At 37.2% G+C, this 17944-nt stretch carries 2 protein-coding genes; both read right to left on the bottom strand.

The window, feature by feature from the left end; all coding sequences use genetic code 11:
- Nucleotides 1-17 precede the first annotated feature (17 nt).
- Nucleotides 18-6587: an amino acid adenylation domain-containing protein gene (locus ABI657_RS04520; RefSeq protein WP_348096054.1), complete on the bottom strand. Its 6570-nt coding sequence runs from the start codon at nt 6585-6587 to the stop codon at nt 18-20.
- Nucleotides 6588-6717: 130 nt separating this feature from the next.
- On the bottom strand, nt 6718-17739 hold the full coding sequence (locus ABI657_RS04515) for an amino acid adenylation domain-containing protein (RefSeq protein WP_348096053.1): 11022 nt from the start codon (nt 17737-17739) through the stop codon (nt 6718-6720).
- Between the last annotated feature and the right edge of the window lie 205 nt (nt 17740-17944).

Genomic DNA, 17944 nt, shown 5'->3' with positions numbered 1-17944 from the left:
TAAAAAAGTATTTCTAATTACATTAAATCAATCATTTCATCTAAAACCGCCGACAAGTCGTCTTCCTCTTCTTCAGTTGCAATTTGAGGAGCTTTATGTGCTTTGATATATTCATTAAGCTGATCTATATTGGTGTATTCAAACAGCGTTACCACTGTTATTTCTATCCCGAATAACCCGCTTAGGTCTCCCGCAATAGTCATTAACCGTATAGAGCTCGCGCCTATGTCAAAAAAATGATCAAACACGCCGATGCTGTCTTTGTTTCTGCCGAGCTGGAGCGCTAAAACCTGGACTATATTTTCCTCATTTTCATCTCTCGGCGCTACATATTCTTCGCCAATTATAATGGTGGAAAGATCGATTGCATCTAAATCATTTTTATCAATTTTTCCATTAGAGGTTAGTTTAAACTGATCTACCTGAATGAAATAAGACGGTATCATATAATCCGGCAAATATTCTTTTAACAGAGCTCTTAGTTTATAAGATTTTAGCTTTTTTGAGGCGGTGATAAATGCCACTAAATCATTTTCACCAGTTGTATTTTTCCTAATCTGGACTACCGTATTTTCGATGCTTTCAAGATTCAGAATAGCATGCTCTATTTCTCCTAATTCTATTCGGTATCCTCTAATTTTTACCTGATCATCTTTTCTGCCTATAAATTCTATTTTACCGTCTGGTAATCGTTTTCCTAAATCACCGGTTTTATATAGTTTTTCGGCAGTATTGTAGGGATTCGAAATAAACTTCTCATTGGTTAATACAGGATTGTTGAGGTACCCTCTTGATAATCCGGCTCCACCAATATACAGCTCTCCTATCATGCCTTTTGGAACCAGTTTCCCTTTTGTATCCAAAATATAGACAAAGGCATTATCAACCGGGTTTCCAATTGGGGCAAAAACATTTTTACCTTCCTTTTTAAGCTGATAATGTAAACAGGTTACCGTAGCTTCCGTAGGGCCATAATGGTTGAAAACCTCGAAGTTGTTTTTGTTGGTATCTTCGATCTTTTCGCCTCCCGCGATCAACATTCTTAAGGTAGTATTGTTACATTTTCTAAACTCCTGCAACATTACTGCAGGAAGAACTAAGACTGTTATGTTGTTGTTTATTAAATATTCGTTCAGTCGGGGAACATCTGTCAAACAATTTTCCGGGATGAAATTCAATGTGGCTCCGGATAAAAGTGCAGGATAAATTTCTTCTGCCGAAGCATCAAAAGCAAAATTCAGATATTTAGCAACATTATCTTCCGAGGAAAACTGATACTTTTTTATACTCCATCTGGCATAGTTGAGTATGGATTTGTGCTCAATCAAAACCCCTTTTGGCATACCGGTCGTTCCGGAAGTGTAAATTACATTGATGAGCTGTTCCGGATTAATTTTAGCCGTAAAGCCGTCTGTATTTAACTCCTGAATTTCTGCTAATACGCTATCTATTTGTATGACATTTTTTTCAGTAATAAAATCATTAAATAATGAGGATAGTTTTGCTGTTGTAACTATTATTTTAGCGTTGGTGTCATCGATAATAAAATCTATTCGCTTTTTAGGATAGTTCGGATCAATTGGAACATATGCTCCGCCTGCTTTTAAAATTCCTATCAACCCAATAACCATCTCTACAGATCGGTCCATACAGATCGGTACGAGAGTCTCTTTTTTCACACCATGATTAATCAGGTATACAGCAAACTGTGTTGATTTTTTGTCCAGCTCGTTATAAGTCAAACGCTCGTTGTCTGCAATTACAGCAATGGCTTCCGGTCTCTTTTGAACCTGATTGTTAAACAAATCCAGTACTGTTTCCCCAACCGGATACTCCTCTTTAGTATTATTATACGCATATAACAATTCGGTTTCTTCCTCTTTTGATAAGTAAGAAATAGAGGCTAATGCTAGTTTTGAAGACTTTAATATGTTTTTTACTAATTGCTTATAATGCCCCATTAGTCCTGAAATCATGTCTTTGTCGTAAACATCATTGTTGAACGAAATTTCATAAGACAAATAGTTACTAAACTCTTTGCAATTGATATCAAGATCAAATTTTGTTACGGTTTGTCCAAGGTCCTGAATACTGTCAATATTTGAGGCATTGATATTCGCGTTGTCTTCTCTCGATTGCTGTGTGTTTTGTAAGATCAGCATAATATCAAATACGACACTTCTGCTAATGTTCTTCTTAATTTTCAAATCTTCTACCAAACGATCAAAAGGGTAATTTTGATGTTCAAATGCTAAAAGTGTAGTATCTGTCAATTCTTTATAAAATTGATCAAAACTACTATTGGGCTGAACCTGATTTCTTAATGCCAGCGTATTAACGAAAAAACCAATCTGATCTGATAAATCTGCATGGTTTCGTCCGGCAATTGGCGTACCTATTATGATATCATCAGTTGCTGTATAATTGTACAGCATAATATTCCATGTAGCCAATAAAAAAGTAAATAAGCTTCCGCCATTGGTTTGCGTATAGGCTTTTATTTGAGAGAGTTCTTCTTCTCCAAGATGTGCCAATAGCTTAGTACCGTTATAGCCCTTTTTGTTAGGTCTTACTTTTGAAGAAGGCAGATTCAAGACAGGCAGGTCACCCTGAAGTTTGTTCAGCCAGAATATTTTATCTTCATTGATTCCGGCATTCTCTAAAGCGTCTAATTGCCAATGGGCATAATCTTTATACTGAATTCTCAAAGCTGGTAAAACATCATTCCGTTGATTTCTGATACTTTCATAGTAATACAAAAAGTCTTTTTTCAATACATTCATAGACCAGCCGTCACTAATAATATGATGCATATTAAAATACAATACATATTTTTCATCTTTAGTCTGAAGTACACTTACACGTAATAATGGGCCTTTCTCCAGATTATATATTTTAAAAGAATCCTGCTGTATATAGGCTGCTGCTTTATCAGTGCTTAAGGTTTGAAAATCAACTTTAAATCGCAGTTCATCTGTAGTCAGAATATGCTGTAATACTGCTCCATTATGATGAACTTTAAAAACTGTTCTTAATATTTCGTGTCGGTCTATTACTAAATTAACTGCTTTTTCTATGTCTGTTATATGATGTTTTCCTTCCAGTGTAACTTGTGCAGGCATATTATAAGCAACAGAACCTTCAGGAAACTGACTTAATAACCACAATCTTTTTTGGGCATCAGATACCGGATAGGCTTCACGTTCTGAAATTTTGGGAATACTTGAAAAAATAGCGGGCTGCGCGGCTATAATTACTTTTGCCTGTGTTTCAATTGTCGGATTTTTATACAATTGTCGAAGTCCCAACCTGACACTGAATACTTTATTAAATTCATTTACCAGCCTCATCAAATGAAGACTATGCCCCCCTAATCTAAAGAAATTGTCATGTGTTCCGATAGTTTCCATTTCTAATATCTTCTTCCAGATCGCCTGTACTTTTTCCTCGGTTTCGTTGTGTGGTGCAACAAATACTTCTTCCGGTACAATTTCTTCCGTGTTCAAAAGCTTCAATGCTTTTTTATCTAATTTTCCATTATTGGTGATTGGAATTTTTTCTATTTGTAAAACCTGTGCAGGTACCATATATTCCGGAAGTTTATCCAACAGCGCATTTTTTATCGCTGTCAGTTCTTCTTTTTTGTGCGATACTATATAGGCAATTAGCTGTTTGTCACCTGATTCTGTTTCATTCACTAATACCACCGCTTTTACGATATCTTCAAATTCCTGCAGCTGATTTTCGATTTCCCCTAATTCAATTCTGTAGCCTCTAATTTTAACTTGTGCATCAGATCGCCCTATATATTCTATGGTTCCGTCTGCCAGCCATCTGGCTTTATCTCCCGTTTTGTAAAGTCTTCCATTATAATAGGGGTTATCAATAAATTTATCATTTGTGAGCTCAGAAAGATTTAAATAACCTCGCGATACCTGAATTCCCCCTATGCACAACTCTCCGATTACCCCTATAGGGATTAATTTCATCTGCTCATCTACAATTACAATTTGTGTATTTGCTACAGGTTCTCCAATCAGTACACGATCTGTATTTTTAAATCCTGAAGGAGCAATCCAGCTTGTCACATCAATCGCTGCTTCGGTTGGACCGTATAAATTACTTAAGCACGTTTGGGGTAATTTCTTTTGAAATTCTATTACCTGGCTCGTTTTTAAGGCTTCTCCACTACATACTACATTTTTTAAAGAAACAGCAGAAGCTGATTCTGTATCTAATAAAAACATACTTAACATAGACGGCACAAAGTGGATCATGCTTACCTTATGTTTATTAATTAATTTAACTAGATAATCACTGTCTTTATGTCCTTCCGGTTTTGCTATTACCAGTTTACAGCCCACCTGCAAAGGCAGCAATAATTCCCATACAGAAACATCAAAACTGAAAGTCGTTTTTTGTATTAAAACATCCTCCTCATTTAATTTATAGTAATCTCTTGCCCAAAACAATCGGTTTACAACTCCCAGATGTTCGTTCATAACCCCTTTAGGGACTCCTGTGGAACCTGAAGTATAAATAACATACGCTAAGTTTTCAGGGGCTAATTTTGTATGGACATTCTCTCCGGAATATCTTGAGAATAACAATTCGTATTGCTCCAAATTTACTATTGACCTGTTTTTTGATTGTTCAATTAAAGGCTGAGTGGCATTGTTAACCAGAAGAACCGGTGTATTTGTATCCTCCAAAATATAATCGACACGGCTTTTAGGGTAGTCCGGATCAATCGGAACATAAGCTCCGCCTGCTTTTAAAATGGCCAGGATTCCTACTAACATTTCAAAAGAACGCTCGATGCAAATTCCTACCAGTGTGTCTGGTTTTATCCCTTTTTCAATTAAATAATTGGCCAGTTGATTCGACTTGAAATTCAGTTCTGCATAAGTCATTTCCTGACCTTCAAAAAGCAATGCAATGGCGTTTGGAGTCTTTTCAACTTGTTTTTCAAATACATCAACCAAGGTAACATCTGTAGGATAGTCTACCACTGTATTGTTAAAGTTCTCTAATAATACCATTTTTTCCGGTGACGAAAGAATATCCAAAGAAGAAATAGTACTTTGTCCTTCCAGCAATTGATCTAACAATACTCTGATATGCATACACATCATTTTGATATAACTCTCGTCTATCAAATCGCTGTTGTAGGAAAAGTACATACCCAGCGTTTCCTGCAACACCACATGGATGGTTAATAAATAATTGGTGTTCCCCAGAGAAGTTTGATCCTGAATGGTCAGTTCTTCACTTTCAGCACTGGATTGCTCTGCTACCGGAAAATTATTAAAAATCCACAAAGAATCGAATAACTCTTCTTTAATACCATTCAATTCTTTGATCGTATTAAGAGCGGTGTGCTGAAAATTTCTTATGGCAACATTTTCCTGCTGTATTCTCTTGAAAAACGAAATAATATTTTCATTTTGATCAAACTTGCATCGCAATGGAAGCGTATTGATAAATAACCCTAATTTTTGATCATAATCCAATTCAGCCGGTCGGCCTGAAACAGTTACCCCAAAAATAATATCCTGAAGATGTGTGTATTTTGACAGAAGAATTGCCCAGACACCCTGCATAACGGTATTGGTAGTTACCTGAAAAGATTTTGAAAAATCTATTATCTTTTCTGTGTAAGCTTTATCAAAAACAAGCGTTTCTTTTTTATACTCGCCTTTACCTTTATTTCGTTCTAATAATTCAGACGTAAACGGAATTAATGAAGACTGTTCATACCCGCTTAAATAATTTTTCCAAAAAGTTTTTTCTTTATACGAATCAATTGATTTTAGATATTTGATGTGCTCTTCAAAAAGATCTTCCTTCTGCACTGCGGGTGTGATACCATTTAAGATTTGGCTGTAAAAGGTTAAAATCTCTCTGATTAAAATTTGATTGGACCATCCGTCTAACAAAATATGATGTCTGGTCCATATCATTTTATACTTAAATTCACCAAATTTCACCAACGTAATACGCATCAAAGGAGGGTTTGTAATGCAAAAAGATTTCCTTGAATCCTGAATACGATACACTTCAAATTTTTCATTTGCCTCTTCTTCCTGCAATTGGCTGTAATCAAAAAATACAAAAGGAACCTCTACTTTTTTATTGACAAACTGAATTGGTATTTTTACTTTATCCGTTATAAAGCCTGTTCTAAGTATGGTATGATTTTCTATTGCCATCTGCCAGGCTTTTTTAAAGATTTCTGCATCTACCTGTGAAGAAAACTCTACTGAGTTTTGTGTATGATTGGTAGAGTTATCTTCTTCCTCCATACTCGATAAGTATAAACTGTGAAAAAGAATTCCTTCCTGAGCCGGACAAAGTTCATAAATTGAAGATACGTTCGCTTTTTCAAGTTTAAAATTAGTAGTTTTTAAAAAATCAAACAGCTCCTTTTTGTTCTCCTTAATAAAAGAAACAATATTGCCATGGTGCTTAACTTTTTCCAGTTCGGAAGCCGTTAACTTTCCCTCTTTACCCATAAGCAGTAAATCACTGCCACTGATCTTAAGATGTAAATCGAGTTTTTTTAATTCCTGAATAAACTTTTCCATAATTTTAAATATCTTTTCTGATCGTAGTGAATCCACTTCTTACAATTAATGATCGACTATTTTGCTTTTGTTATAAAATCGCGATTTGAAACACCGCCGCCATTTTTAAAAAACACCGGAGTTATATGTCCTAAAATCTAAGGACTCCTTCATCCTCCAGACTTTCTTGTGTTTCTGATTCAAACAGCTCATCAAATTCTTTGAAATCTAACACATCACTTAATCCAAAATCTGAAGGTGTTACTTCCCTGCCTTCTTTATTAATACAGTGTTCGATAAGCTGAGTTAAATTCTCTATAAATTGATTTGCCAGCTTTTTGACTGTTTCCGGACGGTAACGGTTATTAGAATAATCCCAGGAAATTCTAAGTTCATTACCGGCAATAAGGGCTTTTATAATAAACTTTTCTTCTATTAATGAAGCAGGACTAATATGTGCTCCCGAGTTTTCTGAGGCCGCTGTGAAGCTTCCCTTTTGATTCAGTACATTGTCGATCTGTCCCAAATAATTGAACACAACATCCCATCCGCAATCTTTTAAGGAAGTGCGAATTTCTTTAGAAGAATGCAGGTAACGCAGGCAGCCGTACCCCATTCCTTTGGTTGGAATTTTTCGCAGGGCTTCTTTTACCGATTTAATAGTATCTCCTTCTGTTTTGGCGCCCTCTCTGGATAAAATCACCGGATATTTATTGGTAAACCATCCGGTAGTTCCGGCAAGGTCAATGTCTGGGAATATATTTTCTCTTCCGTGACCTTCAAAACCTAATGCCAGTCTTTGTGTATCAAAAACGTCTTCGAAAGTAATTTGCAAGGCACTCAGCATCAAATCATTGATTTCTGTATTATAAGCAGCGTTTGCTTCTTTTAATAAATAATTAGTATACTCCTGATTAAGAATAACTTCATGGGTTTTCATAGTCTCTCTGGTTGGCCTCTTTGTCGAGAAATCTGTTGGAAGAGGCGTATAATCACTGTTGATTTGCTGCCAGTATTCTAATTGAGATTCTATTTCCTCAGTCTCTGCAAAATTTCTCAGCTTGTTAATCCAATCTCTGAAAGAATTGTTTTTATTTTCTAAATACAAGGTTTCGTCCACCGTCTCTTCTTTAAGCAGGGTTTCCAGATCATCGATAATAAATCTCCAGGAAACACCATCTACTGCAAGGTGATGCGATACCATAAAAAATCTGTTATGTACTTCAGAATCCAGAGTTTCAATTAGAACAAATCGTGCTAAATCTCCTTTTTCTATGTCCAGTGATTCCTGATATTTTTTACAAATTGCTGTAATAGTTTCACCCGTACTCATTCCTTCTTCAATGGTTTCTGTTCGATACAAATTGCTATATTCTCCATAAAACTGTTTCCATTTGTCTTGTTTTATGGTATATTTAAATCGAAGCGAATCGTGACGTTTAACAATTAGGCCTATGGCTTGTTCCAGTTTTTCTTTGGTAACCTTTTTACTTATACTTAAAAGAACGGCCTGATTGAAATGCGATACTGCCTCTTCTCCTCGCTCAAAAAACCACTGTTGAATTGGCGATAAAGGCACTTCACCTTCTAAAAGACCTTGTTCTGCTGTATTAAGTTTTTGGCTGTTTTGTTCTACGGCTATAGCCAATTCTGCAATAGTCTGATAATCAAACAGATCCTGAACCTGAATTTGATATCCTTTTTTCTTTGCTCTGCTGACTACCTGAATCACAACAATAGAATCCCCTCCCAGTTCAAAGAAATTATCTGTAACGCCAATTTGTTCTAGACCAAGCAAGTCTTGCCAAATAGTCACCAAAGTTTCTTCTGTTTTAGTACTTGGTTCAACATATTCGCGTTGGCTCGACATTTCAGGATCCGGCAATGCTTTTCGGTCTATTTTACCGTTTGAGGTCAATGGCATTTGATCTAAAACAACATACGCCTGAGGGATCATATAGTCCGGTAAAATTCCTGACAGATAAGATTTCAAATCAGATTCTGCAAAGCTGTCTTCTGCAACTACATAACTTACCAGTCTTTTGATTCCTGTTAAGTCTTCCTTAAATAAAACCTCACTTTGCACGATACCGGAATATCCTTGTATCACGCGGCTGATTTCTTTTAATCCTACACGGTAACCTCGTATTTTAACCTGATCGTCTACGCGTCCTAAAAATTCTATTTCTCCCAGGGTGTTTCTGCGTACCAAATCTCCGGTTCTGTATAAAACCGAACTTTTATTGGTAAACGTATTGGTAATAAATTTTTCCTGGGTGAGATCCTCACGGTTTAAATAGCCTTTTGAAATCCCTGCTCCTCCCAATAACAATTCTCCGGGAACCCCTAACGGACAAAGCGACATATCGCTGCTCACAATAAAGGCTTCGCTGTTGGAGAATAATTTTCCGACAGGAATAGTAACATAATCAAAATCAGGATCTACTTTATGCAACAACTTGCCGATGGTACTTTCGGTTGGACCGTAATGGTTTACGATTGCCACGTTGGAGTCTTGCGCCGTTATGTCTTTTACAAATGATATTGGCAATACATCGCCTCCAAATATGATCGTGCGTTTTGGCAAGAGCAATTCCGTATCGATGCGCAAGGCCTGCCAGTGGCTTGGTACTATTTTGATGCAGTCAATGTCATGATTTTTAAAGTAGGATTGCAGTTTAACCCCATCCATTAAGGTTTCTTTGCTGAACAAGTGCAGTGTTCCCCCGCTTAGTAATGAACCGTATAAAATCGTATTTCCTAAATCTGCCGAAAGCGAAGACATTAATCCGAAGGTTTTATTGGCGCTGATCAAAATTTTGGCCTCTAATCCTTCATAATAATCGACCAGGTTTTTATGGCTCACCTGAACTCCTTTCGGATGTCCTGTCGTTCCTGATGTATACACCACATAAGCCGTGGTATCTTCTGTAGCTAATGTTGAAAACGTAATTCCTTCTGGAATTTCTGCTACATCTGCATACTGAATATCAAGGGAAAACACCGGAACCGCAAATTCGATTACATCAAATAAACTGCTGGATTCGATAAGCAAACATTTTACCTTTGCTTCCTCGAGCATGTATTGCTGGCGTTCTTTTGGCAGGGCCGTATCTATTGGTACATAACCTGCTCCAGATTTTAAAATAGACAGAATACCTAACAATGACCAGTTCGAAGTATCCATCATGATACCAATCAAATCATTTTGCTTTAAGTCATAATTTTGTTGGTAATAATAAGCCAGTCTGGTAGAAGCTTCATCGAGTTCCTGATACGTCATACGGATGTCATTATAAACAAAAGCAACCGCATCAGGAGTTTTGGAAACCTGCTCTTCAAAAAGGGACAATACGGTTCCTTCTCCTTTTAGTATATAATCAACTGTATTATAATCTACAAGTAATTTTTGCTCTTCCTCAGGGCTTAACATCTCCAGGTTGCCTATCGATGAAGTGCTGCTCGTTAAAATAGTCATCAGCAGGTTCTCATAATGAGAACGTAAGGCTGAGACAGTATTCGAACTAAACAAATCAGTGCAATAGTTGAAAGAGATTGAGATTCCCTCTGCGCTGTCTTCTGCAAAAATAGTCAGGTCAAATTTGGCAATGTCATACTCTGTTGCTACAGCTTCTATGGTAATATCACTGAACTCGGCCACTTTGGAATCTGGATTATTATTTAAGACAAACAATACCTGAAATAAAGAACTTCTGCTTTTGTCACGTGTTTTCTCTACACGGTCGACTACTTTCTCAAACGGAACCGCGATATGGTCGTAAGCCTCTAAAGTGGTTTGCTTTACCGATTGCAAAACAGCCTCAAAAGAAGGATTGCCCGATAAATCGCTTCGAAGCGCCAGGGTATTGACAAAGAAACCAATCATCGACTCCAGTTCCTGCTGCGGACGATTGGCAACGGTAGTTCCGATACAGATGTCTGACTGACCGCTGTAACGGTATAACAATACTTTATAAACACTTAGCAATACCATGAACAAAGTCACGCCTTCTTCTTTGGCATACGCTCGTAAAGCTTCGCTGCGCTCGCTGTCCAGCCTAAAACTAACATGATTCCCCCGGCTGCTTTGAACCGAAGGTCGTGGGTAATCTGTTGGAAGTGCCGATGGTGCAACGCCCGAAAGTTTGTTTTCCCAATATTCTAATTTATCTGCTAAATAAGTGCCTGTTATTTGAGAACGCTGCCATACCGAATAATCGGTATACTGGAAAGAAAGAACCGGTAAATTGGCCTCTGTTCCGGATTCATAAGAAGCGTATAGCGCTTTAAATTCATTTACAATCAGCGATGAAGACCAGCCATCGGTAGCGATATGATGACGCACCAATACTAAAATATGTTCCGCTTCTGATACCTTGATAATCGTCGCGCGAAGCATATAATCTTTCGAAAGATCAAAAGCTTTGCTTATTTCTTCGGATAAAAATGAGTCATAATGATCCACGGAAGAAAGAACATTCAATTCCCAGTTCTCTGAAGACTGTACTTTTTGATACGCCACTCCGTCTTTTTCTACATATACAGTACGCAATGCTTCATGACGTTCTACAATCGTTTTTAAGGCTGTTGCTAAATATGCTGTGTTAAGATTCCCTTTTAAATTTAATACGACAGGAATGTGATAATGTTCACTTCCTTTTAATTTATCAATAAACCACAAACGCTCCTGGGCATATGATAACGGAATATCGGCAGGCAGCTCTTGTTTGGTAATAAAAGGAAGTACCGATGTATTGTCCTGGCTTTCGATAAACGATGCTAAAGCAGCAATATTTGTATGATCAAAGATGTCTGTAATCGTCACAGCGACATTCATTGTGCTTTTAATAGCTGATAATAAACGGACTGCTAATAAGGAATGACCACCTAACTCAAAGAAATTATCTGTAACGCCAATTTGTTCTAGACCAAGCAAGTCTTGCCAAATAGTCACCAAAGTTTCTTCTGTTTTAGTACTTGGTTCAACATATTCGCGTTGGCTCGACATTTCAGGATCCGGCAATGCTTTTCGGTCTATTTTACCGTTTGAGGTCAATGGCATTTGATCTAAAACAACATACGCCTGAGGGATCATATAGTCCGGTAAAATTCCTGACAGATAAGATTTCAAATCAGATTCTGCAAAGCTGTCTTCTGCAACTACATAACTTACCAGTCTTTTGATTCCTGTTAAGTCTTCCTTAAATAAAACCTCACTTTGCACGATACCGGAATATCCTTGTATCACGCGGCTGATTTCTTTTAATCCTACACGGTAACCTCGTATTTTAACCTGATCGTCTACGCGTCCTAAAAATTCTATTTCTCCCAGGGTGTTTCTGCGTACCAAATCTCCGGTTCTGTATAAAACCGAACTTTTATTGGTAAACGTATTGGTAATAAATTTTTCCTGGGTGAGATCCTCACGGTTTAAATAGCCTTTTGAAATCCCTGCTCCTCCCAATAACAATTCTCCGGGAACCCCTAACGGACAAAGCGACATATCGCTGCTCACAATAAAGGCTTCGCTGTTGGAGAATAATTTTCCGACAGGAATAGTAACATAATCAAAATCAGGATCTACTTTATGCAACAACTTGCCGATGGTACTTTCGGTTGGACCGTAATGGTTTACGATTGCCACGTTGGAGTCTTGCGCCGTTATGTCTTTTACAAATGATATTGGCAATACATCGCCTCCAAATATGATCGTGCGTTTTGGCAAGAGCAATTCCGTATCGATGCGCAAGGCCTGCCAGTGGCTTGGTACTATTTTGATGCAGTCAATGTCATGATTTTTAAAGTAGGATTGCAGTTTAACCCCATCCATTAAGGTTTCTTTGCTGAACAAGTGCAGTGTTCCCCCGCTTAGTAATGAACCGTATAAAATCGTATTTCCTAAATCTGCCGAAAGCGAAGACATTAATCCGAAGGTTTTATTGGCGCTGATCAAAATTTTGGCCTCTAATCCTTCATAATAATCGACCAGGTTTTTATGGCTCACCTGAACTCCTTTCGGATGTCCTGTCGTTCCTGATGTATACACCACATAAGCCGTGGTATCTTCTGTAGCTAATGTTGAAAACGTAATTCCTTCTGGAATTTCTGCTACATCTGCATACTGAATATCAAGGGAAAACACCGGAACCGCAAATTCGATTACATCAAATAAACTGCTGGATTCGATAAGCAAACATTTTACCTTTGCTTCCTCGAGCATGTATTGCTGGCGTTCTTTTGGCAGGGCCGTATCTATTGGTACATAACCTGCTCCAGATTTTAAAATAGACAGAATACCTAACAATGACCAGTTCGAAGTATCCATCATGATACCAATCAAATCATTTTGCTTTAAGTCATAATTTTGTTGGTAATAATAAGCCAGTCTGGTAGAAGCTTCATCGAGTTCCTGATACGTCATACGGATGTCATTATAAACAAAAGCAACCGCATCAGGAGTTTTGGAAACCTGCTCTTCAAAAAGGGACAATACGGTTCCTTCTCCTTTTAGTATATAATCAACTGTATTATAATCTACAAGTAATTTTTGCTCTTCCTCAGGGCTTAACATCTCCAGGTTGCCTATCGATGAAGTGCTGCTCGTTAAAATAGTCATCAGCAGGTTCTCATAATGAGAACGTAAGGCTGAGACAGTATTCGAACTAAACAAATCAGTGCAATAGTTGAAAGAGATTGAGATTCCCTCTGCGCTGTCTTCTGCAAAAATAGTCAGGTCAAATTTGGCAATGTCATACTCTGTTGCTACAGCTTCTATGGTAATATCACTGAACTCGGCCACTTTGGAATCTGGATTATTATTTAAGACAAACAATACCTGAAATAAAGAACTTCTGCTTTTGTCACGTGTTTTCTCTACACGGTCGACTACTTTCTCAAACGGAACCGCGATATGGTCGTAAGCCTCTAAAGTGGTTTGCTTTACCGATTGCAAAACAGCCTCAAAAGAAGGATTGCCCGATAAATCGCTTCGAAGCGCCAGGGTATTGACAAAGAAACCAATCATCGACTCCAGTTCCTGCTGCGGACGATTGGCAACGGTAGTTCCGATACAGATGTCTGACTGACCGCTGTAACGGTATAACAATACTTTATAAACACTTAGCAATACCATGAACAAAGTCACGCCTTCTTCTTTGGCATACGCTCGTAAAGCTTCGCTGCGCTCGCTGTCCAGCCTAAAACTAACATGATTCCCCCGGCTGCTTTGAACCGAAGGTCGTGGGTAATCTGTTGGAAGTGCCGATGGTGCAACGCCCGAAAGTTTGTTTTCCCAATATTCTAATTTATCTGCTAAATAAGTGCCTGTTATTTGAGAACGCTGCCATACCGAATAATCGGTATACTGGAAAGAAAGAACCGGTAAATTGGCCTCTGTTCCGGATTCATAAGAAGCGTATAGCGCTTTAAATTCATTTACAATCAGCGATGAAGACCAGCCATCGGTAGCGATATGATGACGCACCAATACTAAAATATGTTCCGCTTCTGATACCTTGATAATCGTCGCGCGAAGCATATAATCTTTCGAAAGATCAAAAGCTTTGCTTATTTCTTCGGATAAAAATGAGTCATAATGATCCACGGAAGAAAGAACATTCAATTCCCAGTTCTCTGAAGACTGTACTTTTTGATACGCCACTCCGTCTTTTTCTACATATACAGTACGCAATGCTTCATGACGTTCTACAATCGTTTTTAAGGCTGTTGCTAAATATGCTGTGTTAAGATTCCCTTTTAAATTTAATACGACAGGAATGTGATAATGTTCACTTCCTTTTAATTTATCAATAAACCACAAACGCTCCTGGGCATATGATAACGGAATATCGGCAGGCAGCTCTTGTTTGGTAATAAAAGGAAGTACCGATGTATTGTCCTGGCTTTCGATAAACGAAGCCAAAGCAGCAATTGTTGGATTACTAAATATATTCGTAATTGTTACAGTAACATTAAAAGTCTTTTTTAGTGCCGAAATCAATCGAACTGCTGACAAGGAATGACCGCCTAATTCGAAGAAATTATCTGTAATTCCTACTTGTTCTGCGTTTAGCAAATCCTGCCAGATGACAGCCAATTTTTCTTCTAATGGCGTACCCGGAGCAACATATACAAAGTCATTGTTAATTTCAAGGTCTGCCAATGCCTTCTTGTCCGTCTTTCCGTTAGGGGTTAGTGGAATTTTTTCCAGAAAAACAAAATAATTAGGAATTAAATACCCAGGTAGAGCCGTACTTAAATTTAATCTTATTTTTTGCAAATCTAAAACCACAGGACTAACTATATAAGATACGATTGCATCAGTACCTCCAATAGATTTTACCAGGGCTACGGCCGCTTCAACATTTTCCAGAGAGAGTATTGCCTGTTCAATCTCTCCCAATTCGATCCTGTGGCCTCTAATTTTTACCTGATCATCCAAACGTCCTCTGTATTCTATATCTCCAGTGGAAAGCCATCTTGCGTGATCTCCAGTTTTATAAAGTTTTCCTTCTCCGAAAGGATTGTCTATAAATTGATCTTCCGTTAATTCTGATTTGTTCAGATAGCCTCTGGAAATACCGTCACCGGAAATACATAATTCTCCAATAACTCCAATAGGAACTAACTTTAAATCAGCAGACAAAATGTACATAGAGGTATTCGATATTGGTTTTCCGATAGGAACAGAACGTTTATAAGTTTTATCGAGAACATAACAACTACTGTATGTTGTATCTTCTGACGGACCGTATAAATTTCTCAAAACCACATTTGAAGTACTAAAATAATCCGCTATAAATACAGGAAAAGGTTCTCCTGCTAAATTTATAGCGACCGCATTCTCAAAGGAAACATTTTGATTAATTAGTTCCTGGATTACAGAAGGAACGGTGTTAATTAATACTTTTTCATCATTTTCTAAGTAGTTTCCTATTGATAATCCATTCTCTAATAATCGTATTTTTTTACCAATGCTCAGTGGATAAAAGAACTCATAAACAGATAAATCAAAACAATGTGAGGTCACTGCATAAAGTGTATCAAAATCTGTAGTACTAAATTCATCTATTGCCCAATAAAGCATGGATACAACGTTATCATGCGTAATCATTACCCCTTTAGGTTCTCCAGTCGATCCAGACGTGTAAATAATATAGGCTATCTCTTTTGAATCAATTTTTATTTTTGGATATTCCTCTGGTAGTGCTTCAGAATTTTCAAAGAATGAAAGTACAGACTTGTCAATAATCAGTTTACATTGGCTGTCCTTTTCAATATATTCAATTCTTTTGGCCGGATAATTTATGTCTATAGGTACGTAGCCGCAGCCCATTTTTAAAATTGCCACCATTGAAATTAACAACCATTCATTTCTTTCTAATTTTACCCCGATTAAATCAGTAGCCTCTATGTCATGATGTAAGAATAAATAATTTGCTAATTGGTTTGAAATTACATTCAAATCTCTATAAGTAAACTCTTTACCCTCACAGATCATCGCTATAGTCTCTGGATTTTTGGCTACTTGTTCTTCAAATAAATCTATTAATGTTTTATTTGAGGGATATAGAACTCTTGTATTATTAAAGACATTTAATACTATATCCTTCTCCCCTTCTCCAATATATTCTATGGTGTTTATATGAGTTTCAGGACTTGAAAATGCAGAGATTGACAGCTTTTTAAAATGTGTCATCAAGCCTTTAATCATTTCAACATCATATATATCAGAATTATATACAACATCAAAACAAAAATAGTCCCCCACCTCGGTAAAATTAAACTCTAAATCAAACTTAGCCATCTTCGCGCCTAAATCTGTTATTTTTTCAACATCTTCGTATTCTATCTTCGCATCATCTATTGATACTCCTGTATTTTGAACGGTGAATAAAACATCAAAAACAGCACTGCGGCTTACATCTCGTTTGATATTCAAATCCTCTACTAAACGATCGAACGGATACATCTGATGTTCAAATGAATTTAAGGTATCCAGCTTTACCCGGTCATAAAACGAAGCAAAACTTTCTTCCGGATCAACTGTATTGTGCAAGGCTAATGTATTGACATAAAACCCTATCTGATCTGCTAAATCGGCATGATCACGTCCTGCAACCGGGCTGCCAATAATAATATTGACATTGGAGGTATACTTATGCAAAAGAACATTCAAAGCTGCCAGCAGACTAATAAAGATACTTCCTCTTTTCTCTTCTGTAAAATTTTTAATTTCTTGCGTACTTTCCTTAGAAATATACGATCTCAGATGTTGTCCGTTATTTGTTTTCACAGTAGGTCTAAATCTTTCTGAAGGAAGATCTAAAACTGGTAAATCTCCGGAAAGACGCTCTAACCAGTATTCTTTATCCGCACCTGCCTTTGTAGTCCCTAATTGTACAGCCTGCCAATTTGCATAATCTTTATATTGAATGGCAAGAGGTGCAAGATCCGTAGTAATACCTTTTACAAATGACTCGTAAAATGCAAATACATCTTTTGACAATACATTCATAGACCACCCATCGCTAATAATATGATGCATGTTATAATAGAAAACATAAGTATCCTCTTCTGTTTGTAGTAAGCTTGCGCGGAATAAAGGCCCTTTTTCTAAATCAAAGTGTACATATGAGTCTGTATTGATATAATGAGCTATACTGGCTTGTTTATCATCAGCATTCCTGAAATCAACATAAGACAGTTCAAAATTTAATGCTGTTGTGGGTTGCACGTATTGCCTAATATCACCGTTCTCCTCCATTTTAAAAATAGTACGTAAGATCTCGTGACGCTCTATAGTCGCTGTAATTGCTTTTTGAAGACATTCAATATCATAATTCCCATTCAGAGTGGTATGCATAGGCATGTTGTACACGGCCGACCCTCCTTCAAACTGGCTTAAAGTCCAAAGTCGGCGTTGTCCCGCAGACATCTCATAACTTTCTGATGCTGCAACAGGCAAAATCACCTCAAAGTTCGATTCAATGCTGCTTTTACTCTGTTTCAGTAAAGTAATAAGTCGGTCTTTATTGGTCGAAATATCGCTTTTATCTTCTGCTGTAAGAGCGGCTGTATTTCCGGTTACTCTCAAATTTTCCTGGGCGTCATCCAGGAAAATTTGTACTTCTTTATTAGATAAACCTGTAAGTATTGATTTGATATCTTTCATCTTAAAATATTTTCTTAAATGCTGAATATTTGAATTAATAATGGAATTAATAAGGGTATAATTAAAATGGATAAGGCATGGGTATCCTGACACATCGTTTTAAAACAATGCGGAATGTTTTTTTTATAAGATTTTGGGATTATGAACAGAACTAAAATTTCAAATCCAGATCACTGATAAAGTGTTGATTATTTTTTTGTTCAAA

It is taken from the genome of Flavobacterium sp., from assembly GCF_039930565.1.
Lineage (GTDB): Bacteria > Bacteroidota > Bacteroidia > Flavobacteriales > Flavobacteriaceae > Flavobacterium.
The sequence above is the reverse complement of the archived record's forward strand: the minus strand, read 5'-3'. Positions and strand labels throughout refer to the sequence as shown.